This window comes from Thioalkalivibrio halophilus, assembly GCF_001995255.1.
Lineage (GTDB): Bacteria > Pseudomonadota > Gammaproteobacteria > Ectothiorhodospirales > Ectothiorhodospiraceae > Thioalkalivibrio > Thioalkalivibrio halophilus.
The window spans coordinates 1-22,428 of sequence record NZ_MUZR01000017.1 but is presented as its reverse complement, the minus strand read 5'-3'; the positions used below and the strand labels follow the sequence as shown (position 1 = coordinate 22,428).

23 protein-coding genes and 1 pseudogene are annotated in these 22,428 nt (G+C 68.1%); 8 read left to right on the top strand and 16 right to left on the bottom strand.

Features of this window, described 5'->3' with window-relative positions:
• Positions 1-199: 199 nt before the first annotated feature.
• Positions 200-448 (top strand): type II toxin-antitoxin system RelE family toxin, encoded by a 249-nt coding sequence (locus tag B1A74_RS06005; protein WP_244263432.1) that lies wholly within the window; start codon positions 200-202, stop codon positions 446-448.
• On the top strand, positions 445-837 hold the full coding sequence (locus B1A74_RS06000) for a helix-turn-helix domain-containing protein (protein WP_018946494.1): 393 nt from the start codon (positions 445-447) through the stop codon (positions 835-837). The genes B1A74_RS06005 and B1A74_RS06000 overlap by 4 nt, the downstream gene beginning before the upstream one ends.
• A 235-nt stretch (positions 838-1,072) precedes the next feature.
• Here B1A74_RS06000 and pyk read toward each other — a convergent pair whose 3' ends face one another.
• Entirely contained in the window at positions 1,073-2,515 is a 1,443-nt protein-coding gene (pyk, locus tag B1A74_RS05995) for a pyruvate kinase (protein ID WP_077244077.1), read from the bottom strand.
• 226 nt (positions 2,516-2,741) lie between these two features.
• Between pyk and B1A74_RS05990 the strand changes: the two genes are divergently transcribed.
• Entirely contained in the window at positions 2,742-3,251 is a 510-nt protein-coding gene (locus B1A74_RS05990; RefSeq protein WP_077244076.1) for a DsbC family protein, read from the top strand.
• A 137-nt stretch (positions 3,252-3,388) separates the two neighbouring features.
• On the opposite strand, the gene B1A74_RS05985 is transcribed toward B1A74_RS05990, so the two are convergent.
• The 7 genes from B1A74_RS05985 to modA form a co-directional block, all read right to left on the bottom strand.
• A complete protein-coding gene (locus tag B1A74_RS05985; protein WP_077244075.1) occupies positions 3,389-3,706 on the bottom strand; it encodes a HigA family addiction module antitoxin in 318 nt (105 codons plus the stop codon).
• A gap of 1 nt (position 3,707) precedes the next feature.
• A complete protein-coding gene (locus B1A74_RS05980; protein WP_077244074.1) occupies positions 3,708-5,228 on the bottom strand; it encodes a hypothetical protein in 1,521 nt (506 codons plus the stop codon).
• A complete protein-coding gene (locus B1A74_RS05975) occupies positions 5,225-6,556 on the bottom strand; it encodes a ParA family protein (RefSeq protein ID WP_077244073.1) in 1,332 nt (443 codons plus the stop codon). The genes B1A74_RS05980 and B1A74_RS05975 overlap by 4 nt, the downstream gene beginning before the upstream one ends.
• A gap of 2 nt (positions 6,557-6,558) precedes the next feature.
• Positions 6,559-6,936 carry a hypothetical protein gene (locus B1A74_RS14135; protein WP_143592232.1) on the bottom strand — a complete coding sequence of 126 codons (378 nt, stop codon included), beginning with the start codon at positions 6,934-6,936 and terminating at the stop codon, positions 6,559-6,561.
• 187 nt (positions 6,937-7,123) lie between these two features.
• On the bottom strand, positions 7,124-8,218 hold the full coding sequence (gene modC, locus B1A74_RS05965; RefSeq protein WP_425274672.1) for a molybdenum ABC transporter ATP-binding protein: 1,095 nt from the start codon (positions 8,216-8,218) through the stop codon (positions 7,124-7,126).
• A gap of 11 nt (positions 8,219-8,229) precedes the next feature.
• On the bottom strand, positions 8,230-8,922 hold the full coding sequence (modB, locus tag B1A74_RS05960) for a molybdate ABC transporter permease subunit (protein ID WP_077244070.1): 693 nt from the start codon (positions 8,920-8,922) through the stop codon (positions 8,230-8,232).
• Positions 8,923-8,928: 6 nt separating this feature from the next.
• Entirely contained in the window at positions 8,929-9,708 is a 780-nt protein-coding gene (gene modA / locus B1A74_RS05955) for a molybdate ABC transporter substrate-binding protein (protein WP_024328522.1), read from the bottom strand.
• 296 nt (positions 9,709-10,004) lie between these two features.
• Between modA and B1A74_RS05950 the strand changes: the two genes are divergently transcribed.
• Positions 10,005-10,439 carry a rhodanese-like domain-containing protein gene (locus tag B1A74_RS05950; RefSeq protein ID WP_024328523.1) on the top strand — a complete coding sequence of 145 codons (435 nt, stop codon included), beginning with the start codon at positions 10,005-10,007 and terminating at the stop codon, positions 10,437-10,439.
• A 154-nt stretch (positions 10,440-10,593) separates the two neighbouring features.
• Here B1A74_RS05950 and B1A74_RS05945 read toward each other — a convergent pair whose 3' ends face one another.
• Positions 10,594-10,995, bottom strand: coding sequence for a winged helix-turn-helix domain-containing protein (locus B1A74_RS05945; RefSeq protein ID WP_077244069.1), 402 nt, complete (start codon positions 10,993-10,995; stop codon positions 10,594-10,596).
• Between the two features lie 203 nt (positions 10,996-11,198).
• Between B1A74_RS05945 and hrpB the strand changes: the two genes are divergently transcribed.
• Positions 11,199-13,742 carry an ATP-dependent helicase HrpB gene (gene hrpB, locus B1A74_RS05940; RefSeq protein ID WP_077244068.1) on the top strand — a complete coding sequence of 848 codons (2,544 nt, stop codon included), beginning with the start codon at positions 11,199-11,201 and terminating at the stop codon, positions 13,740-13,742.
• 108 nt (positions 13,743-13,850) lie between these two features.
• A complete protein-coding gene (locus tag B1A74_RS05935) occupies positions 13,851-14,072 on the top strand; it encodes a hypothetical protein (protein WP_018870091.1) in 222 nt (73 codons plus the stop codon).
• A 66-nt stretch (positions 14,073-14,138) separates the two neighbouring features.
• Here B1A74_RS05935 and B1A74_RS05930 read toward each other — a convergent pair whose 3' ends face one another.
• On the bottom strand, positions 14,139-14,561 hold the full coding sequence (locus B1A74_RS05930; protein ID WP_018946474.1) for a DUF3617 domain-containing protein: 423 nt from the start codon (positions 14,559-14,561) through the stop codon (positions 14,139-14,141).
• A 98-nt stretch (positions 14,562-14,659) separates the two neighbouring features.
• Here B1A74_RS05930 and B1A74_RS05925 point away from each other — a divergent pair, with 98 nt between their 5' ends.
• Positions 14,660-15,661 carry a matrixin family metalloprotease gene (locus tag B1A74_RS05925; protein WP_077244067.1) on the top strand — a complete coding sequence of 334 codons (1,002 nt, stop codon included), beginning with the start codon at positions 14,660-14,662 and terminating at the stop codon, positions 15,659-15,661.
• Here B1A74_RS05925 and B1A74_RS05920 read toward each other — a convergent pair.
• Both B1A74_RS05920 and B1A74_RS05915 read right to left on the bottom strand, forming a co-directional pair.
• Positions 15,655-16,956, bottom strand: a complete 1,302-nt coding sequence (locus B1A74_RS05920; protein ID WP_077244066.1) for an OmpP1/FadL family transporter — start codon at positions 16,954-16,956, stop codon at positions 15,655-15,657. The genes B1A74_RS05925 and B1A74_RS05920 overlap by 7 nt on opposite strands.
• 109 nt (positions 16,957-17,065) lie before the next feature.
• Entirely contained in the window at positions 17,066-17,269 is a 204-nt protein-coding gene (locus B1A74_RS05915; RefSeq protein WP_077244065.1) for a DUF3185 family protein, read from the bottom strand.
• Between the two features lie 177 nt (positions 17,270-17,446).
• On the opposite strand from B1A74_RS05915, the gene mltF reads away from it, so the two are divergent.
• Positions 17,447-18,892, top strand: coding sequence for a membrane-bound lytic murein transglycosylase MltF (gene mltF, locus B1A74_RS05910; protein WP_077244064.1), 1,446 nt, complete (start codon positions 17,447-17,449; stop codon positions 18,890-18,892).
• Here mltF and B1A74_RS05905 read toward each other — a convergent pair.
• From B1A74_RS05905 to B1A74_RS05885, 4 genes and pseudogenes are all read right to left on the bottom strand, one after another.
• On the bottom strand, positions 18,864-19,970 hold the full coding sequence (locus B1A74_RS05905; protein WP_208855983.1) for a tRNA-queuosine alpha-mannosyltransferase domain-containing protein: 1,107 nt from the start codon (positions 19,968-19,970) through the stop codon (positions 18,864-18,866). The genes mltF and B1A74_RS05905 overlap by 29 nt on opposite strands.
• Before the next feature lie 17 nt (positions 19,971-19,987).
• Positions 19,988-20,554: a carboxymuconolactone decarboxylase family protein gene (locus B1A74_RS05900; RefSeq protein ID WP_077244063.1), complete on the bottom strand. Its 567-nt coding sequence runs from the start codon at positions 20,552-20,554 to the stop codon at positions 19,988-19,990.
• Positions 20,551-21,171 carry a TetR/AcrR family transcriptional regulator gene (locus B1A74_RS05895; RefSeq protein ID WP_483028310.1) on the bottom strand — a complete coding sequence of 207 codons (621 nt, stop codon included), beginning with the start codon at positions 21,169-21,171 and terminating at the stop codon, positions 20,551-20,553. Before B1A74_RS05895 ends, B1A74_RS05900 begins: the two co-directional genes overlap by 4 nt.
• Positions 21,172-21,842: 671 nt before the next feature.
• Positions 21,843-22,037 (bottom strand): annotated as a pseudogene (locus B1A74_RS05885) (twin-arginine translocation signal domain-containing protein); the annotation flags it as partial.
• Between the last annotated feature and the right edge of the window lie 391 nt (positions 22,038-22,428).

The window sequence follows — 22,428 nt, the reverse complement described above, 5'->3', positions numbered from 1 at the left end:
TCTCCTTGATCCGTACCCCGGACCATAGCCGGATACGCGCCCCGGCGACAAAGACCTGTGCCCCGGGGTTGCCGGGCCGCGTTCCCGAAGCCGGGATCAGCATGCCGGGGTGCCCCTGGTTCGGATGGATGCCCGGGACGGGTCATTCGTTATGTTGCCTGTTGGTAAACCTTTTTCTACACTCTTCTTCGTGTGCCGGTTGAACTACAAGAAGTCGGCACTCAAGTGCCTGGCGCGGATGCCGCGTGGAGAGCGCCAGCGCGTGACCGGGGCGCTGAGCCGGCTGGCGCGGGACCCGGACGAACCGGGACTGGATGTCAGACCACTGCAGGGGCGCGAAGGTTACCGTCTGCGCATCGGCCGGTGGAGGGTTCTGTTTCGTCGGCAGGATGACGATCTGGTCATTCTGGTGTTGGACGCAGGCGCACGAGGAGGCATCTACAAATGAGTGAAGCGGTTCAGATCATCGAGCGCGACGGCAAACCCGAATATGCCGTGGTCCCCATCGACACCTATGAGCGCCTGGTGGCGAGCGCCGAAAAGGCCGAGGACATCCGGACTTTCGACCGCGCCATGGTCGAGCTGGAGCGTGGCGAGGACGAGGTTGTGCCGGAGGCGGTTGCGCAGCGGCTTCTGGCCGGGGACGAGCACCCGATGCGCGTCTGGCGTGAACATCGTGGGTTGACGCAGGAGTCGCTGGCGACGGCGGCGGGGGTGGGCAAGTCCTACATCTCCCAACTGGAAGCCGGTAGCAAGTCCGGTTCCGTGGATGCCATGCGTCGCATCGCCGCTATCCTCGAGGTCGACATCGAGGATCTGCTCCCGGTAGAGCCCTGAGGAACGGCGGCCTTTGGAGGCCCCCGGCGCTGACCGAATGCCGATCCGGGGACAACGCGGATACCCTGCTCAGGCGCGCCGACCGGGCGCTGTACTCGGCCAAGAACGACGGACGCGACCGGATCGATGTGGTTGATCCGGGGGCCGAGCCGGGGGCGTTCGCTCCGGACCCCGCTGTCCCGGCCGATACGTCGCGAAACGGGCCCGGTGAGGCCCGCTCAGGCCGGTAGCGGAATCAGCCTTCCCCGCGGAACGGACCCAGTTCCAGCAGCTCCAGGCGGTGATTGCCCGAGGGGTGCGGCTCGGAGGGGCCCTGGACGAGCAGAGCCAGGCCTTCGTTGATGCCGTTCTCCGCGAGCCACTGGCGCGCAAAGTCGTTCCAGTCGCTGCGGTCCTCGGCCACGGCCTCCGGCCGGACACCGTAGGAAAACTGCAGGCCCTGAGCGGTCTCGGGGTGCGGCGTAAAGGCCGCGATCCAGCAGGGCAGGCCCAGGCCGGCGATGCGTCGGGCGGTGGCGCCGCTGAGCGTGGGCACCAGCGTGACCTGCGGTCGGCTCCGGTGCGCGGTGTGGAACACGCTGCGCGCGATCAGGTCGGCGGCGCGCTCCTGCTCGGGCAGGTCGGGTTCGTCGGGGTGGTCGGTGCCCGCGGCGGCGTCGCGTTCCGGTTCGATCGAGCGGGCGATGGCCGCCAGCATCGCCACCGACTCCACCGGATAGCGCCCCATCGCGGACTCGCCGGAGAGCATCACGCAGTCGGTGCCGCCGAGGATGGCATTGGCCACGTCGGTGGCCTCGGCGCGCGTGGGCCGGCGCGAGTTCACCATCGACTCCAGCATCTGCGTGGCGGTGATCACCGGGCGGTTGTGTCGGTTGGCGCGGCGGGTGATGCGGCGCTGGGCCAGCGCGATGCTCGCGATCGGAATCTCCACCCCCAGGTCTCCGCGCGCCACCATGATGCCGTCGGCCGTCTCGAGGATGCTGTCGAGCTGCTCCAGCGCATCGGCGCGCTCGATCTTGGCGATGATGAATGGGTTGTAGCCCAGATCCTCCGCGGCCTTGCGCACCGCCAGGATGTCCTCGCCGTCGACCACGAAGCTCTGGCTCACCGCATCCACGCCGTGTTCCGCCGCAAACCGCAGCCATTCGTGATCGTCCAGCGTGAAGGCGCGGATCCCGAGATCGATGCCCGGCAGGTTCAGCCCCTTGCGCGAGCGCAGTTCCCCGCCGGTCTGCACGCGGCAGCTGACGTCGGGGCCGGCGACCGACATCACCTCCAGCTCGATGTAGCCGTCGTTCAAAAACAGCGCATCGCCCGGCTGCACCGCCTCCGGCAACCCGGAGAACGACACGCTGACCCGCGAGGCGTCCCCGATGCACTCCCGGGTGGTCAACGTGATGCCCTGACCCGGCTCCAGCTCGATCGGCTCCTCGGCCAGCTCGCCAATGCGCATCTTCGGCCCCGGCAGATCCCCGAGGATGGCCACACGGGTGCCGGTCTCCTGCGCCGCTTCGCGGATCTGCGCGATCAGGCCGGCGTGACAGGCGGGATCGCCATGCGAGAAGTTCAGCCGGACCACGTTCAGCCCGGCCTGCATCATCCGCCGCAGCGTCTCCGGTGAATCGGACGCCGGCCCGACGGTGGCCACGATCTTCGTCTTCTGCGCGGGCAACGGCATGGCAGGCCCTTATTTGTTCACTGCTATCGAGAGTAAACCGTCCGCGCCAGCCTGTCGCCACCGAGCCCGGCAAGCGTCCTCCATCCGGAACCCGGATGCCTCGCAATGGTCCATTGGTATGTGTTTCGGGGGAGGGGATCCGCCAGACCGACAAATCCGGCTGTCAACATATCAAGCCGGAAGGATGGTGCACGTGATACGGACGAACGGGATCTGCACATGGCCCATGGTCCTGGTGGCCGTGGCGCTTCTGGTGTTCGGCCTGAGCGGCAACGCGGCCGCCGGGGAACGGCAGGCCGAGATCGTGCAACTGGTGGAAGGCCTGGACGAGGACGAGCTCATCGTCTTTGAGCCGGATGGCGCCCAGTACACCGTGACGGTCTTTACCGACGTCAACTGCCCCTATTGCCGCGAGTTCCACCAGCAAATCGATGACTACCTCCTGTGGGACATCCGCATTCGCTATGCGGCGTTCCCCGTCATCGGCAACGCCTTCGAGCAGATGGAGGCGGTGTGGTGCAGCGACGACCGGCAGGATGCCATCACCCGGGCCAAGCGGGCCGAGACCATAAAGGCGGAAGACTGCCCGAATCCCGTGGCCGATCATCTGGCCATCGCCCGGGAGCACCGCTTCCTGGGTACCCCCACCATCATCACCCCCGAGGGCCAGATCAGGTACGGCCTTGTCCCCGCAGCCGAACTCGCAGATATGCTGGAAGCCGAGGCGGCCCGGTAAGCAGCGTAACGAGACGGAAGGGGTCTTCTTCTCCATGCGCTGGAGGCCCCCTCTGGTCCTTAACGATATCGGTGGATGCCTCGGCGCTGACCGGGCCGGGGGTAGCCACCTTGCCCGTCGCGCACCTGCTTGCCGGGCTACGCGCCTGGTTGTCCGCTGTCGCCGAGCCCGTCGAACTGGATTCGCTGTACGCCGTCCAGCTTCACGCTCCTGCGTGCACACCAGAGGTCGTGCTGGTCCTGCATGGCAAGCCAGCTTTCCGGAGACCGCCCGAGCGTTTTCGAAAGACGCAGCGCCATCTCGGGGCTGACTCCGCTGCGCCCCTGCAGGATACGCCCCAGGGTGGAAGGCGAGACATCAAGCTTGCTGGCCAGGTGGCGGGCACTCAGCCCGAATGGTTCCAGATAGACCTCGCGAATGAACTCGCCCGGATGCGGAGGGTTGTGCATCGTCATCTCACCGGATCGCCCGGACGCCGCCACGACGCCCGATACCGGCAGCCACCCGGAACAGGTCGGGGATATTCAGACGGCCATCGGCCGTGCGACTCATCACGCCGATCTCGATTGCGGCCTCGATGAGCGCGTCTTCCGCACACTGGCCGGCGGCGGGCGTTTCCAGCGCATGCGGTGGCAGGTAGGGGCGTGCGGAGTCGTCCTGGTTGCTGTCGTCCGTTGCGGCCTGCTGGATGGCGTCCACCACGCCGCTTTCGCGCCAGCGGGTCTGGAGGTCTTCTCTGGTAGCCGGTACTGTCATCCCGTGCAGTGGTTCGAGCATCTGCTTGATCCAGGGGTAGTCCTCCTGCAGTTCCTGCAAACGGATGCGCGAGGCTTCCTGTACGCCGCGCTTGATGCCCTCAAAGTGAAGCAGAACGCCGGAATCGGCGTACTGGTGCTCGGTGAGCACATGAGCCTGTTTCAGTGCCACCAGGAAACTACGTGGACTGATTTGCCCTTTGGCATCCGCCAGATGGGTTGGCACCCATGTGTAGGTCTTGCCCCTGCGTCGGTCGCGCCCCATGAAGGGGCTTGCAATGGCCCGAAGTACTTCGGCCTGTGCCTTGTCCTGTGTTCGCAGCGATTCCGGGACCACGAAAACGGTCTCGCCGTCGATCTCCACCGACTCGAAGTGTTCGTTGTGCGTAGCGGCCAGCCATTCGCGGAAAGCGGGGCCGGATTGTGGATCGTTTCCCAGGTGGTGCCACAGCAGGCCATACAGATCGGCGCGATGCCATTCCAGCAGTACACGCCCGTGGGTGAGCTTGGATGCATCGGGGAAGGCCCAGACACTTTCGTCTTCCCACATGTCGGGGCGCAGAAAGAATTTGGTGCGGATCGCACTGTATTCCCGCAGATCGAGACCAACCCGCAGCAGCCCCCGCAGCAGGGTGCGGATGCGCGCCCAGTCATCGCCCAGACGGTCCAGCGCATCAAATACCACCAGGTGCCGTTCCCCGCGTGCCTTCAGGTCAGCGTCCAGCGTTGCAAACAGTTGTTCTTCGGTCTCCGGGTCATCGACGATTCGCTGAACACGTTCGGCCCAGCGTTCCGCCCCCCGAAACAGGCCCTGTTCAGCTGGACCGGCAAGCTGGTAGAGGATGACCGTGCGCCAGATGTCCTCGGCCCGGAATCCTTCGTCAAGCAGCTTCCGCAATACTCGCCGGGAAGGGTGGCTGTGGTTGCCTGTCTCGGAAGAGTAGCCCCAGCCGACACGAACCTTGTCGAGCCTCAGCCGCTTCAGCTGGCGGCCGATCATCATACGAGTGGTTTCACCGTTGAGGGCGGCACTCCAGAAGCTCTTGCCCGTGCCCCGGTCCCCGACCACCACTGGTGTATTGGGGTTGAGTGCACTTTCGTGACCGGGGACCACGTATACGCTCGCGGGTGCCGGAGGGTGGGTACCGTGATGCGCCACTTCTTCCGGGATGGCTTCAAAGGCCGCGCGCAGGTCGTCACGGTGCAAGGCGGGCTGATTCATCCGGCTTCTTCCTCCAGCAGGCTCAGACAGGAGTGCAGGCCTTCGAAGAGCTCTCCGAACGCCTCCCGTATCGCAGCCTCCCCGACGTCCGCCAGCTGCTCCATCGGATTGAATGCCTCGAAGTGCTCGCTACGCAGGATGCCGAATGGCCAGTGGGGTGCTTCAGGGTCACGTTCGTCGAATGTGAATGCGATATCCGGGCCGTCCATGCCATCCGATGAAACGGCATCATACAGAGTGTCGACCCATACCCCGTAGGAACTGGAGGCGAAACGGTACTTGTCTTCCATGCGCATGGTTGAACGCGCCTGAACCATATGGAAGCGCGTTCGCCACTGCGCATCGTTCGATCCGGAACCGCTGACGGATGCCAGCTGGGCGAGATGCGCGAACAGGTACCGGTAACCTTCCCATGTGGCGGGTACGTCCACGGCAAAAAAGAACACTTCCGCATCCAGATGCAACAGGGGCGCTGCGACCGTCTCGTGAAGGCCGGCCCGGCTGTCGATCAACACGACATCCGGTTGTACCTCTGCCTCCAGGGCACCGAGCATTTTTTGCAGACGCACCGCAAAGCCGCTTCCATCCTCGCCTTCGAGGTAGGCGCGCGCGAGCTTGGCCAGCGCACTTTCGGAATGCTCGGCTGCGGTTCGACCCAGGGCCGGGGCCAGCCAGAGTCCCGGCCGGTCGACCAGTGAACTTTCAGCCACCATGTCGGCCGCCAGGCCCGGGTGGGTGTTGCCGACAAGATCCTCCACCAGCCAGTCCAGCACGCCGTATTCCGGTCGGTTTTGTTCGGGCAGCATGTGGGCGCCAAGCCCCGGGGCCTCGAGGTCCAGATCCACCAGCAGCACCGTACGCCCCTGTCGGACAAGCTCTCGGCCCCACAGCATGAGCGCCGTGGAACGCCCGACACCGCCCTTCAGGCTGTGGAACACGAATCGCGGCGGATGTGAGGTCTGACCAGGGTCAGGTTGCAGGACCCAGTCCTGGCCCATGGCACGCCGCTCCACGAGGTGCACCCCCGTATCGCCCACCCACTGCACCAGGCTGGGTTCTCGGTAAAGCGCTTCGCCAGACAGCGTTTCCGAGCATCTGGCCACGCCATTGTTCCTGCCCGGGCTGAACGGTCCAAGCACCCGGTGCAGTTGCTCGCGCAATGTGTCGAGGGCCGGCTGGGGCCAGTCATCCGGGACTGTCAGATACAGGCGGCCGTGCATGTCGCGCACCACGCGCAGTCCGGAGAAATCGGCGGTCGGTTCGACCGAGCGCACTGCATGCACGAGCTCCGGGATGCAGCGGTCGAAGGATATCTGGCGGCCTTCCATGTTCACGCCCCCAGATTCGCCGCGCGGCACGTCCGGCGAGCGTGGTCGCGGTAGCGTTCGGCCATTTCGACATCAAACGCATCGTCTCCCCGGTAGCGGTTGTCGATCGTCCAGCCTTCCATATAGCCCGTGGAATTCAGCAACTGGTAAAGCCCGCGCTGGGTGCGCCCGCTGAACCAGCGCTTGCCGTCATCGATCAGGTCCGGCAAGTGCCGGCGGGGGAGTTCACGCTCCCCTCCCGGAAGCCGGTCCATCGCGTGTTTCACCGCGCATTCGGCGGCCAGCCCGAAGGCGTGACTCGCCCCACCGAAGCGATCTGAACGAAGCAGACACTCTCCGTCCTGTAACCATCGCATGGCTGCTTCCCGATAATCGTCCATGATCCGCCTTCCTCAATCACACCAAGATCCACCGAATCGGCCCTCCGTTTCTGACAGTTATCAACTTTCAGGCCAGACCAGCTGCCGATCTGAACAAAGACCGGGTTTCTCTCCCCGGCTGGCTCGGGTGCAAGTAATACTAACAGTCGACGGTCCCGTGCATGGATGGCCTGGCACAAATGGGTGGTCAGTCGAGAAAGGCGACGGATTTGACGAGGGCGTGGGCGCGGGTGCCGGGCTTCAGGCGGAGGCGTTCGGTGGAGAGGCGGGTGAGTTCGGCCATCAGGGTCTGACCGTCGTCCTGACGGCAGGTGACAAGGACCCGGGCGGGGCCATGGTGGCCGGGGGCTTCGTCCCGGGACTCGATGGTGACGGGGAGGATGTTGAGGATGGAGACGTCCTCCGGGGCGGTGAGGGCAAGTGACACGTCGCGGGCGTCGATGCGCAGGCGGGCCTGGTTTCCGGCGCCGTTGGTGGCGCCGGGGGTGGTCGGTACGCGGTAGCGGGCCTCGGGCGGGCCGAAGGGGTGCAGGCCGTGTTCGTCGGGCGGGCCCAGTTCGCCTTGCAGGACGGAGACGGCGCCTTCGTCGCGGAACAGGGGCGAGTCGGCGCGGGCGAGCGCCTCGCGCAGGGGTTCCAGGCGTTCCAGGCGGCCCTGGTGCATGAAGGCGACGCGGTGGGCGAGGCGTTCGACCTCGTCCGGGGCGTGGGTGACCAGCAGGGTGGGGATGCCGGTCTCCTCGGACAGGCGGGCGAGGAAGGGCATGATCTCGCGTTTGGTCTGGGTGTCGAGGGCGTTCAGGGGTTCGTCGAGCAGCAGCAGGTCGGGGCTGGTGAGCAGGGCGCGGCCGAGGGCGACGCGCTGGCGCTGGCCGCCGGAGAGCGCCTCGGCGCGGCGCTCCAGCAGCTCGTCGATGCCGAGGAGGTCGGCGACCTCGTCCAGGTGCAGGCGGCGCAGGGGCTCCGGCGTGCGCTTGTAGCCGTAGAGCAGGTTGCCGCGTACCGACAGGTGCGGCAGCAGGGTGGATTCCTGGAACACGAGGCCGACGCGGCGCCGGTGCAGCGGGACGAAGGTCTTGCCGGACTGCCAGACGGTATTGCCGAAGTGCAGCTCGGCGCCGGGCGGGTGTTCCAGCCCGGCGATGATGCGCAGCAGTGTGGTCTTGCCGCAGCCGGAGCGGCCGAACAGGGCGGTGACGCCCTCCAGTGGGATGGCCGTGTCCACGTCCAGCGCGAAGCCGGGGCGCTCCAGGCGCGCCTGGATGCGCAGCCCATCGCTCATCAAGGGCAGGCTCACAGGCGCACCGTGTCGAAGCGGCGGTTGATCGCGTAGACCACGAACAGCACCACGAAGGCGAAGATCAGCAGGCCCAGCGACAGGCGGTGGGCGGAGGCGAAGTCCATCGCCTCGGCGTGGTCGTAGATCAGGATGGACAGCACCTGGGTCTCGCCGGGGATGGCGCCGCCGAGCATCAGGATCACGCCGAACTCGCCGAGGGTGTGGGCGAAGGCGAGCGTGGCGGCGACGATGAATCCGCCGCGCGACATCGGCAGGATCACGGTGAAGAAGCGGTCCATGCGCCCGGCGCCCAGCGAGCCGGCGATCTCGGTGGGCCGGCGGCCGAGGTTGGCGAAGGCCTGCTGCAGGGGCTGCACGGCGAACGGCAGGGAGTAGATCACCGAGGCGATCAGGATGCCCTGAAAGGTAAAGGCCAGGTGGTTCAGGCCCCAGCTCTCGAGCGTGCTGCCGACCGGGCCGGCGGGGCCCAGCAGGACCAATAGATAGAAGCCGAGAACGGTGGGGGGCAGCACCAGCGGCAGGGCCACCAGGGCCTGCACCGCGGTGCGCAGCCCGCCGGGGGCGCGGCCGTTGGCCAGCCACCAGGCGATGGGCGTGGCGATCACCAGCAGGATCAGCGTGGTGTAGATCGCGAGCTTGAGGGTGACCTCGATCGCCATCCAGTCCGTGGGGCTCAGCTCGAACATGTCCGGTTACCGGGTGGCGTCGTCGGGCAGCTCTTCGCCGGGCATCACGAAGCCGTAGCGGCGCATGATGTCGCGGGCGGTGTCGCCGTTCATGTAGTCGGCGAAGCGGTGCGCGGTCGCGTTGTCTTCGCCGCGTCGGGTGATGATGAAGCCCTGGGTGAGTGGTTCGTGCAGGGCGTCGTCGATCAGGTGGTGCGGGTGTTCGGCGAGGTCCGGGAACTCGGCCAGCGACAGCGCGATGATGCCGATCTCGGCACCGCCGGCCTGGATCATGCGTGCGGTCTGGGCGATGTTGTCGCCGTTGACGATCTTGGGCTGCAGATCCTCCCAGATACCGACGGACTTCAGCGCCTCCATCGCGCGCACGCCGTAGGGCGCGTGGGTGGGCGAGGCGATGGCGACCCGGCGGATGTCGTCGCGCAGCAGGTCTTCAAGCGTCATCTCCGAGGCATCCATGCGATTGCTCCACAGCACGATGCGGCCGATCGCGTAGACCTCCGGTTCCGTCACGGCATGGCCCTCGGCGCGCAGCTTCTGCGGGTAGGCGATATCGGCGGAGAAGAAGACGTCGTACGGCGCACCGTTCATGATCTGCGTGGTCATGCGGCCGGAGGAGCCGTAGGTCACGCGGACCGCGTCGTCCGGGTGTTCGCGTTCGTATTCCTCGATGATGTCGTCCAGGGCGAAGCGCAGGTCGGAGGCGGCGGCGATGGTCAGCGGGCCGTTGGCGGCCACCAGGCCGGGGAGCAACAGGAACAGGGTCAGGAGCAGGGTGCGCAGGTGCATCATCGGTCGTCCTTTTCTTCGGGCTGAATGCGTCTGGGAACGCCTTGTCTGTACGTTCTTCCCCGTACGAGGGTATTCGTACCTTTCACAGCGGATCGGGCCATGGCTGGAGGATCCGGGTGACAGGTCGGCGGGGATTTTTGCATTCGCGTTATGTTTAATGAAACATAACGGGCTCGATTAACCCGGTCAAGCATCGGGCGGTCGGGCCCGGTGGCCGCAGGGGCCGGGGGACCGCCGGCCGTGCATTCCGGATCCGGGATGCCTCGATTCAGCGCCTTTTTGAAGGAGTGCGCATGAGTAACGAAAGGAACGAACCGATGGACGAGCCGCAGCTGGAGATCAGCGTGGATGCGTCGCGCGAGCTGGTGGATATCGGGCTGGCGGTGCTGCTGGACATCCGCCAGCCGTTCGAGCTGGAGCTGGAAGGCGCGGTGGATGGTGCGGTGTCGGTGCCGCTGTTCCGGCTGAAGCAGCTGCTGGGCAAGCATCTGTCGGAAGAAGAACAGGAGCTGCTGGATGCGGACGAGCCGGACGAGCGGGACTTCCAGCACTTCCTGTCGCTGATCAACCAGCACCATGTGCGGCAGGATCAAATTCTGCTGTGTCTGTGCAACAGCGGGCGGCGCAGCCTGCGGGCGGCGCAGCTGCTGCGCGATCTGGGGTATGCCCGCAGCCTGTCGGTGCGCGAGGGGTTTCGCGGGTGGCAGGGGGCCGGGGAGGCGGATTGAGGATGGCGGGAGGTGGCCGGGTTCGGTCCGGTCGGGGGCGGCAAGGCCGTTGTTCGCGTGCGAGCACGCTCCCACATACCCACATACCCGCATAGCCAGATACCCACCTGGCCAGATACCCAGATACCCGCCTGGCCAGATATAGATGTGCGGGCTATTCGCTGTCGTCGCGCAGCAGTGGGCGCATGGCGTCGAGCTCGTCGCGGATGGCCTCGGCGGCGCGCTCCTCCATGCGGCGGTAGCGGGCGAGGACGTCCTCGCCCAGCGGTGTGACCCGGGCGCCGCCGCCCCGGGAGCCTCCACGTGCGGTGTCCACCAGGGGTTCGCGGAAGCTGCGGTTCATGGTCTCCACCAGGTTCCAGGCCCGGCGATAGGACATGCCCATGTCACGCGCCGCAGCGGAGATCGAACCCGCGCTCCGGATGGCCTCCAGCAGGCGTGCCTTGCCCGGTCCGAGGGCCGTCACCTCGCCCAGCAGGATGCGCAGGCGGGGCGTCGGGTCATGTCGGTTTCCGCTGTTGGGGGCGCTGTCGGGGTTGTCGGGGTCGCTGCTCATGGCCGGCCGTGGTCGCAATCTGCGTCGATGGTGCCGTGAAAGGACGCGGATTGCGAGGCATGCGCCCGGCAGGCGGCGCGGCGCAGCGGGATCTGCGAGACTGAGGATATGGTGAGCAAGCTTTCCAGATCGGCCCCGTTCCGCGTCGGCCGGGCCGACCGCGACGTCCGCTGGCGGGTGCCCCGTTCGCGATGAGCGCGACGATGGCCCGCGAAGAAGCGGCGGCGCTGGAGGATCTGCTGGGGCCGCTGGATGCGGCGCTGTCCTCGCACGGGGCGGCGGTACTGGTGGCCGAGCCCGGGGCGGGCAAGACCACCCGCGTGCCGCTGCATCTGGCCTCCGGGGAGTCGCCCGGGCGCGTGGTGGTGCTGCAGCCGCGGCGTCTGGCCGCGCGCATGGCGGCCACGTTCATGGCCGGGCAGTGCGGCGACGCCGTGGGGCAGACGGTGGGCTATCGCGTGCGCGATGCGCAGCAGGTGTCGGCGCAGACCCGGGTGGAGCTGGTCACCGACGGGATCTTCTTGCGCCGGATCCAGGCCGACCCGCTGCTCGAGGGGGTCGATACCCTGGTCTTCGACGAATTCCACCTGCGCCGGCCGGAGGCGGAGCTGGCGCTGGCCTTCGCGCTGCAGGTTCGCCGGCTGCTGCGCCCGGAGCTGCGCATCGTGGTGATGTCGGCCACCCTGGATGACGATGCGGTGGCGCGCCTGCTGGCCGGGGCCGGGCCAGACGGCGGCTCAGAGGGCGGGGCCGACCCCGTGCCGGTGCTGCGGGCACGCGGCCGGCAGTTTCCGGTGGATGTGCGGCATGCGCCGCCGGGGCCGGACGCGTCGCTGGCGGACGCGGTGGCCGGGGCGGTGCGCGAGGCGCTGGCGGCCGAGAGCGGTTCCCTGCTGGTCTTCCTGCCGGGGGAGCGCGAGATCCGCGAGGTGGCTGGGCGGCTGCAGGCGGGCGGGGAAGCCGGCCTGGATACGCCGTCCGGTTATGCGCGGGTCGTGCCGCTGTTCGGCCGTCTCTCCGCGGAGGAACAGGCGCGCGCGGTGCAGCCGGCCCCGGCGGGCGAACGCAAGGTGGTGCTGGCCACCGACATCGCCGAGACCAGCCTGACCATCGAAGGCGTGCGGGTGGTGGTGGATGCGGGTCTGGCCCGCGAGCCGCGCTTCGATGCGGCCACCGGGCTTTCGCGCCTGGTGACGGTGGCGGCCTCGAAGGCCGCGGCCGAACAGCGTGCCGGGCGTGCCGGACGCACCGAACCCGGCGTCGCGATCCGCCTGTGGGCGCGGGCGGAGGAGGTCGCCCGGCCGGACTATGCAACCCCGGGACTGCGCCAGGTGGACCTTCTGCCGCTGGCGCTGGAGCTGGCGGGTTGGGGCGAGCCGGTGGCCGGGCTAGACTGGCTGGAACCGCCCCCGGGGCAGGGACTGGCCTCGGCGCAGGCGCTGCTCGCGGAACTGGGCGCGGTGGACGCAGTGGGGCGCATCACCGATCACGGGCGTGCGCTGCTGCGCCTGCCGACCCATCCGCGGCTGGCGCACATGCTGCTGCGTGCGCAGGAACGCGGGTGGTCGCGGCTGGCCTGTGAGCTGGCGGTGCTGGTGGAGGAGCCGGGTCTGGCCGGACCGGAGATGCCCCTGGATCTGGAACTGCGGCTGGAGCGGGCGCGGCGCGCGGGCGGACGGACCTGGCAGCGATCCCTGCGGCGTCTGGAACAGGGACTGGAACGGGGCGCGGGCGCGGCCGGAGTCGGCGAAGCGGCGGCGAACGAGGCAATGGACGAGTCCGCCGCCCCGGGCGTGCTGGCCGCGCTGGCCTGGCCGGAGCGCATCGCCCGGCGCCGTGGCGGCGCGGCCGGGCGTTTCGTGATGGGCAACGGCCGCGGCGCGGTGCTGCCGGAGCGCGAACGCCTGGCGCATGCGGAATTCCTGGTGGCGGTGGACTGCAGCGATGCCGAACGCGAGGCCCGCATCCGCTGCGCGGTGGCGCTGGATCCGGCGGAGCTGGAACGCGAGGCGCCGGAGCTGTTCCACCGCGAGACCCGCTGCGACTGGGTGGAGGACGGTGCGCGCCTGGAGAATGCGCGCATCCGCCGGGTCGGGACGCTGGTGATCGAACGGCAGATGATCGCCCTGGAGGATCCCGCCGACACCGTTGCCCCGTGGTGCGCGCGGCTGCGTCGCGAGGGGCTGGAGCGGCTGCCGTGGGACGCGGCGGCGAGCCAGCTCCGCGCGCGCATCCGCCTGCTGCACGAGGCGATGCCGGAGGCGGGCTTTCCGAATATGGACGATGCCGCGCTGCTGGCGGACCTGGAGCAGTGGCTGGGCCCGTATCTCGCCGGGATCACGCGGCGGCGCGATCTGGAACGCCTCGATCTGGCGGCGATCCTGCGCGCACGCCTGGACTGGGCGCAGCAGCAGCAACTGGAGCGCGAGGCGCCGGCGCGCATCGAGGTGCCCTCCGGTTCCGCGCACCGGGTCGACTACACCTGCGACCCGCCGGTGCTGGCGGTCAAGCTGCAGGAGCTGTTCGGTCTGACCGACACCCCGACGGTCGCCGGCGGCCGGGTGGCGGTGATGCTGCATCTGCTGTCACCGGCCGGGCGCCCGGTACAGGTCACTCAGGATCTGAAAAGCTTCTGGGCGAACGGCTACCCGGAGGTGCGCCGCGAGCTGAAGGGGCGCTATCCGAAGCATCCGTGGCCGGAGGATCCGTGGAACGCGCCGGCGACCCGGCATGCGAAGCGGCGGTGATCGCGGGGGCCGCTCCCCCGGAGTCCGGCTCCGGCTCGGGTCCACGATGCGGCGCGCGGCGTTCTCGGGTAGTGTCGCGTTCAGCACCACTGCGAGAAGATTCCCCCGATGCTGAAGTTCCTGACCGCGATCCTGATCCTGCTGTTCATCTGGTGGCGGGTGTCGCGCTGGCTGGAGGTGCGCCGGCGCCGGGCACGCGGCGAGGACATCTCCTACGAGGTGCGGATCAAGGGTTATCGGCCGATCACCATCCTCAGCGTGATCTTCCTGATCCTGTACGGGGGGTATGTCGTCTGGTACCTGCTGACGGAACATCTGGGACTGCTGTAGTCCGTTCGTCCCGCAAGCGGTGTGCGGGGCCTCGCCGAGGAGAGGCCCCGCGGGTCGAGCCGCGGGTCAGCAGTCCCCGATGCGCTCGCCCTCGATCTCCATGATGATCGTCATCGGGCCCATGGGGCTGTCGACGTCGGTGGTCATGGTACCTTCGGAGCGCGTCCCCATGAAGCGCATCTCGCCTTCCATGGTGGCGCGGCCGCCCTGCGGATCGGTACAGGTCATGGCGAAGTCGGCGCCGTCGGAACGGACGTCCACGTGATCCAGGGTGCATTCTTCCGGGACCTCGATGACGTCCTCACCCTTTTCGATGTCTTCCTGCGTCACGCATTCGCGGGTGACTTCGACCTGGTCCTGCATCTGGGGCATGCCTTCGATGGTGGTCGTATGGGTGTACTCCCATTCACCGGGTTCGATGTTGGGCGTCTCGGCCTGGGCGGCCACGGGCAGGGCCAGCAGGGCCAGCGGGATCAGGAATCGAAGCATGACGGTTCTCCGGATGCGGAAAAGGGCTTTCCCGATCCATCTTGCATGGGGGCCGGAGGTGTGGCAACTCTGCATTTGCAGGGGAAGAGGAGTACGCAATGACGGGACGCTGGTGGTTGCCTCTGGTCGTGGTGCTGGTCGCGATCGGGGGGTGGCGCGAACTGGTGGAGGAGGGGGCGGAGCAACCGGGGAATCCGGTCACCACCCTCGCGGAGCATCCGGTCGCTCCGGGATGCCGGCTGCCGGTGAGCTTTCACCTCGACCGGGTCGACGCCGAGTTCGGACTGTCGGAGCGCGAGGTGCGCGCGGCCCTGCGCGATGCCCGGGGGATGTGGGAGGAGACCACTGACGCGGAGCTGTTCCGTGAGGAAGAGGGTAAGGGGGTTGCGGTGCGGCTGGTGTTCGACGAGCGTCAGGCTGCGGCCCTGCGGCGGGATCAGGCCCGGACGGGCCTGGAGGAGCTGTATGCGGAGATCGAGCGCCGGCGCGAGCGTCTGGATCACGCACGTTCCGCGCTGGAGGCGGATATCCGGCGCCATGACGAAAACCGACAGGAGCTGGCGGAACGTCAGGCGGCCCACCAGCGCGACGTGGCCTCATGGAATGCCGGAGAAGGGCGCCGCACCGAGGCGCGTCGTGCGCGGCTGGAGCGCGAAGCGGAGGCCATCGAGCGCCAGCGGCGCGAGCTGAACCGCCGGGCCGAGCGGCTGGGCGAACGCCGTGATGAACTGGAGGACCGCCGAGCGGAGCTGGACGCGGCGATCGCGGACTACAATGCACGTGCGGACGGCCATAACGAACGCTCGCGCGAGGCGAGCGGATTCAACGTGGGATTGTACGAGCGCTCCGGCGAAGGGCGTTCGATCACCGTCTATCAGGCTACCGATCGCGAGCAGCTGACGCTGGTGCTGGCGCACGAGCTGGGGCATGCGCTGGGCATCGGCCACGTCGCGGATCCGGCCGCGGTGATGTACGCCAGTCTGGGTGCCGAGAATGCGGGGCGCGAGCGGCTCGCGGAGGCCGATCGGCGTGCGCTGGAACAGGCCTGTGACGTGACCACCGGGCCCACCGGGCCCACCGGGCCTGCACGGGGTCAGTAGCGGTAGCGCAGCCCTGCCGACAGGATGTTCACCCGCCCGCGGGTGCTTCCGCTGTATTCCACCGTGCCGGTGTCGAATTCGCGGGTCAGTTCGATGTCCTCGCTCGACACGTGGACGTAGGAGTAACCGAGGTCGACGCTCAGTCGTTCCGACGGATGCCAGGAGGCCCCCAGCGACAGCCAGGTGCGGTCGCCGTCCGGGGTTCGGGTCGAGCGATGGCTGTCGCGGGTGGGGGTGCGGTCGTACTGGATGCCGCCGCGCAGGGTCCAGGCCGGGTTGAGCTCGTATTCGGCCCCGATCGCCAGCGCGTAGCTGTTGCGATAGTCCTGCTCCAGCTCCTGTTCGGCCAGCGGGTGGTTGGACTCCACCGCGATCTCGTCGAAATTCGACCAGTTGAACCAGGTGTACTGCAGCAGCCCGGTCCAGCGTTCGTTGAAGCGATGGCTGAGCGCGGCGCTGGCGATGTCCGGGAGCTTGAGGTCGGCCTCGCCGGTGGCCACCACCGGCCCGGTCAGCGGCGGGCCGTTCTCCGGCATGGCGACGCGCGCCGTGCCCTTGAGCGTGTGGGTCACCCCGCTGCGATAGTGCAACCCGAGGCGAGTGGTGTCCGCGAGGTCGATCAGCACGCCGAGGTTGTACCCCACGTCCCAGCTGTCCCCTTCCAGGCGGTATTCGCCGTCGAGTGCCGGGTCCGGACCAATCGGGTCCGGGATGGCCGCACGCAGCGTGGCATCGGCGTACTGCAGGTCGATGCCGCCGCCGACGGAGACCCGATCGCTGACCTGCACGGCGATGCTGGGCTGCAGATTGAGCACCCGCAGGTCGGTCTCCAGCGAGTCGTAGCGGGCGAAGAAATCGTCGTCATACTCGCCCTTCAGTCCGAAATGGGTGCCCAGGCCGAAGCCCAGCCATACGCGATCCGACTGTGGCTCGGCCCAGTAGAAATTGGGCAGCGGGGTGGGGTCGTAGGGGTTGTCGCCCTCGCTGCCTTCCACGGGGAGCGTCTGGCCGTTGGCATTCGTGAAGCTCGAGCCGTCGTTGCGGGTGCTGGAGCGCGGGAACAGCAGATGCGCACCGGCCTGCACCTCGGCGCTTTCCAGGCGGGTCATGCCGGCGGGGTTGAAATAGATGGTGCTGGCGTCGGAGGCGATGGCGGCCTCGCCGGCATAGGCCCGGCCCAGGCCGGTCACCCCCTGTTCCTGCAGGTAGAAGCCGGCGGCCAGCACGGTGGCCGGGGCCAGACCGAGCGGCGCGGCGATGGCCGCGGCCGCGAGATGGCGCGGTCGAACAGACATGCTTCCCCCTTCATGCCTCTGGAGCGTACGGTCATGATCCGTTTTGCAGCCGACAGTAGCGGGGGCGCCCGAAGGGCACAAGCGTCGCGGGGGGCGTGAACCGTGGCGGTTATACGAGGAGAACGCCCAGACCGATGGCGGCAGTGACGGCGCCGCCGCCGGTGAGCCCCAGGGTGCGGGCGGTGAAACGCCCGACCACGGGACGGGCGCTTTCGCGACGGGTGAAGGCATCCTGTACCCCGACCAGCGCAGTGATGGCGCCGGCGACCAGCAGGATGATGCCGAAGATGTCCAGCAGTGCGGCGTATTCCATGAAGCTCCCGGGCGAACGACGGATCCTGCATCATGGATCATGCGTTGCGTTCCCCCATTTCGCATCCCAACCCTGATCTCACCGGGGTTGGTTGTGAACGGAGTCTCAGTGCTCGAAGGTGGTAATGACCATTCAGGATAGTGGGTTGTCAGGAGACAGCCAATCGGGAGGGATCTCATGTCATCGTTCTTGCTCAATCGTTCGCTGCATGCACGTCACTGGTCTCGGTCGGGCCTGGTGGCCGCCGGCGCGGCCATACTGATGGCCTGCGGCCCCGGCGAAGGGCAGTCCGAGGTGCCCGGGGTGGAGGCGGCCGCGCTGGCGCATCCGGAGGAAGCGGGCGAACTGGTGGTGGTCACCCGCAACGCACCCACCGCCTGGTTCTACGACCGCCATACCCGGACCGCCGGTCCCGAGCACGATCTGGTCGAGGCCTTCGCCGAAGCCCGTGGCTGGGAGGTTGAATGGAAGGTTGTGGATTCGGTCGATGCCGTGCTGCGGAGCCTGGCTTCGGGGGATGTCCACATGGCCGCGGCCGGCCTCACGCATCTCGCTTCGCGCGACGAGGATTTTCTGCGGGGGCCGAAGCACACCGAGGTGACCGAACGGGTGGTCTGTCATCGCGACCAGCGCCCGCAGCCCGCGGAGGCCGCCGATCTCGACGGCCTGGAGCTGGCGGTGAGCGCCAACAGTGCGTACGTGGAAACGCTGCAGGCGCTGGAGGAGCCGGTACCGTATCGCGCCGAGCCGAAGGGCACCGAGCGACTGCTGGCGGCGGTGGAGAAGGGCGAACTGGACTGCACCGTGGCGGACTCGCATATCGCCGAGCTCAACCGGCGGATGTTCCCGCATCTGGAGGTGTCTTTCGACCTGAGTGACGTCCGCGCGATTGGTTGGTACCTGCACCCCGATTTCGAGGGGCTGGCCGGACAGGCGCGCGCCTGGATGGACACCGACGAGGGGGTGCAGGCGCGTGCCCGGGTGGACGAGCTGTACTACGCCTATGTACCCGAATTCGATTTCGTCGACCTGCGCGCGCTGACCCGGCGCATCGACCAGCGGCTGCCGGATTTCCGCCCGGTGTTCGAGGAGGCCGCGGACGAGCACGAACTGCCCGCCGACTTGCTGGCCGCGCTGGCCTACCAGGAGTCGCACTGGGATCCGGAAGCCCGCAGTCCCACCGGGGTGCGCGGCCTGATGATGCTCACGCAGCGCACCGCGCAGGAGCTGGGCATCGAGGATCGCCTGGATCCGGAGCAGAGCATTCGCGGCGGGGCACGTTACCTGCGCCAGATGCACGAGCGCCTGGATGAGGACATCCCGGAACCGGACCGTACCTATCTCGCGCTGGCCAGTTACAACATCGGCCGCGGGCATCTGCTGGACGCGCGGCGTCTGGCGCGCGAGCTGGGCCGCGATCCCGACCGCTGGGCGGACATGCGCGAGGTGCTGCCGCTGCTGACCGAGGAGCGTTACTACAGCAACCTGCGTTACGGCTATGCGCGTGGCTACCAGCCGGTGTACTACGTCCAGCGCATCCGCAATTACCGCGACGTGATCCGGCCGGTGTTCGTCGAGGACGAATCGGTGCCGCTCACCGGACCGCGGGTGGCGCTGGACTGAGCACGCTCCCGGTCAGGTCCTCCAGGGCCCGCGCCCAGGCCGGCAGCAGCGCGGTGGTTTCCAGCGTCGAGACGTCCACCGGTGGCGGCAGGCCGTCGGTGAGCCAGCCGTCCAGTCGCGCGGCCAGGGCCTCGGAGTCGCCGGCCGGATAGCGGTACTCGCGGGGGTACTGCTCCGGGTAGCAAAGGGCGTCCGGCACCAGCGGGCGGGCGCCGGCGGCGCTCGCCTCCAGCATCGACAGTCCCTGGAATTCGTGTGCGGTGCTGCTGACCACGATGCCCGCGCGCCGCAGCAGGGCGTCGTATTCCTCCCGTGGCACGCGCCCGTCGGCGACGATCCATGCACCGAAACGCTGCCGTATTCGTTGCAGGGCGTCGGGGGGCGGTTCCGGACGCGGACCCAGCAGGGCCAGGCGAAAATCCCGCCCGCGCGCGGTCAGTCTTTCCAGCGCCTCGGCGAAGAGTTCCGGGCGCTTGTCGTATTCCCAGCGATGGTTCCACAGGATCAGTCCCGGGTCACGTTCGGGTGTTCCCCCGTCGGGGCGCCGCGGCGGCGCGACCGGGACCGGGAGTACGCGGGCCCGCTCGGACAGGCGTTCGGGGACGCCGGGCGGAACTGCGTCGGGCATGCGCCGCAACAGGGCCCGCAGGCCGTCGAGGAAGGAGTCGCGGTTGAAGGCCGAATTGAACGCGAGATGCCCGGCGGACAGCGCGCCGTACACCTGGACCATCTGCGGCTCGACGGAACGCACCTGTTGTTCGCCCACGGGGTAGGCGAACTGGTTTTCGTGGAAGTAGTACAGCGCGGGCAGGGCCGCCAGCGTCGGGTGCAGGCCTCGCAGCGTGGCCAGATCCACCATCGAGGTGGCGACGATCGCATCGGCCTGAACGCCTTCCAGCGCATCCAGCCACGAGATCGGGTTGCCGCGGATGCGCCAGCGGAAATGGCGCCCGGGCAGCTCGAAGCGCTGCCAGTCGATCCCGGGAAAGGCGGTCACCAGGGCGTCCGCCCACGCGGCATGGCTGTCGGCACGATAGGCCGACAGCAGCAGCACGCGTGGACGCATTTCCCGGTTCATTCGGACTGCGCTCTGCCTCAGCCGCCGGCCGGGGCCGTCCAGCGTTCGCCCTGCATCGGTTCGTCCACCGGTGTGGCGGCGATGTGGTTGGTGTAGTTGGACAGGGTCTTGAGGCCGATGGCGAGGATGACCTCCAGCATTTTCTGCGGTGTGTGGCCGGCCTCCAGAAAGGCCTGCTTGTCCGTCTCGTCGACCCAGCCGCGGTGTTCCAGCATGGCCCGGGCAAACCCGCGCAGGGCCTCCAGCGCGGGGTCCTCCAGCGGCCGGTCCTCGCGCAGGGCGTCCACCACCGAATCGGCGACGCCGGCCATGCGGCCGGTCATGCTGTGGGCGGCCATGCAGTAATCACAGGCGTGGAAACGGCTGACGGTGAGCAGGAGCACGGCCTGTTCCTCGCCGCTCAGCGAGGTCTGCTGCAGGAGTTCGTTGAGATCGAGATAGGCCGCGGCCAGGGCCGGGACGGTGGCCATCTTGCGGATCAGGTTGGGGACCATGCCGAAGGTGGCCTCGGCGCGGTCGAAACTGGCGGCCGCCGCGGGGGCCGATGCGCGGTCGTGCAGTGGGAAATCGGATTCGGTCGTCATGGCGCGTCTCCGTCGGGATGGGTGGTGAGCAGCAGATCCTGCAGCGCCGGGGCCAGGCGCAGGATGGTGTCCGCGTCCTGTTCCGCCCGCGCCATCAGCAGGATGCCCTCCATCAGCGCGAGCCAGTGATCGGCGAGGCGGGCGGTGTCGGTGCGTGCGTCCAGTTCGCCGTGTGCGACGGCCGCGTCGAGGGCCGCGCGGAATTGCGCGCGGATCGCGTCCAGATGGCCCTGCATGGCTTCGCGCAGGCGCGGGCTCTGCGTGCCGGTTTCCACCGCCAGGCTGCCGAACGGGCAGCCCGGCAGGCGGCCCTCCGCGGCCTGCATGCGGGCCTGGAAAGCGTGGATCGCGCCGACGAAGGCCGCCATTCGTTCCCGCAGTCCGCCGGGGCCGCGCAGGGCGGGCTCCAGGACTTCCGCTGTGAACTCGGTATACAGCGCCTCCAGCGTGGCGATGACCAGATCCTCCTTGCCCGGGAAGAAGTGATACAGGCTGCCCCGCCGGACGCCGGCGCGCTCGCAGATGCCGGCGATGCCCACCGAACCGTAGCTGCGGGTGAGCACCAGACCGCGGGTGGCGTCCATCAGGGCCTGTCGACTGTTGTCCGTGGTGTTCATGATCTAGAGTCTAGTTGACCAGTCGGTAAACGCAAGGGGAGGAGATCCAATGGCAGATCCCATGAACGAAGCGAATGGCTCTGCACGGGGCGTTTCGGATGACGGGGTCCCGGGTACCTCCGGTGGATCGGCCATACCGCCGGTGCATGTGCCGGTACGTTATTGCAGGACATGGGAGGATGGCTTCGGCGGGCGCGCTGATGCAGCTGGCGCTGCGCACGGGTTCGGATCCGGTGGAGGACTATCGTCAGATGATCGACGAGGACCTGCTGCCCGGGCGTCCGGTCGCGGACGACTGGCCGGCCCTGTTGCCGGAAGCCCTGCGGCCCGTGACGGATACTCGCCCCGATCCGGAACATCTGCGAGGGCTGGCGCAGTGGGCGGGGCAGGGGGCCCTGCGGGCACTGCTGGTTGCAGGCTTCGTGCAGGCCGGGTACGCGCGTCTGGCGACCGCGCACGCGAACTGGGAAGGATACGGTCTGGACGTGCGGGCCCGGGAGGCGATTGCGCTGGCGCTGCAGCGCCTGTTCGAACGTCTGGACGAACGCATGCTGGCGGGCGACGTGCGGCACGCCGAGGGGGAATTCGAGATCACCGACCGGCGGGTGGTTTATCGCGATGCCGGCGGAGCGTTGGAGGACGCGGAGATCGTGAGGGAAGACCCCGCNNGCGCCTTCCTGGAACTGCGGGTGATCCGCGGCATCGGCCGCGTCGTTGACGTAGTCGTGGGCGTGACCGTCTTCGGCCTTCTCCTCCGCGGCGTGGACGGACTGCGTGCCCATCAGGCTCACCACCGGAATGGCGGCCACAGCGGCGGATGCGCGGCGCAGGAAGGCACGGCGATTGGCGTTGTGCTTGTCGGACATGGAAAACCTCCGTACTTGCGTAGGCTTGTGAATGTTCTTCGCTGACAACGTCCGGTGTTTTTTCACGATGTATTCCGGACGCTGCTTTCGAGTGTTACAGATGACGAGGGTTCCCGGCCAGATCCGGGATCCGGGTCGCGGGGCTCCGGTCTGTACATGGGCCTCACCCTGAGTAGATGACATGGGGTCGCGGGAAATTCCTTCCGCTCCCGCCGGCGCAGCCGATCGGTACCGGCTCCGGCAGGCTTGCGGTACACCGTCACCTGCCCCGGGCAGTTTTACGGGTCGGGTGTCAGCGTTAAACTTCCGCGAAACACAAGCTTTTCCGGGAGTTCGACATGCAGGTTCGCAGGATGATGTTCGCAATGGCCGCCGCCCCGCTCCTGGCGGT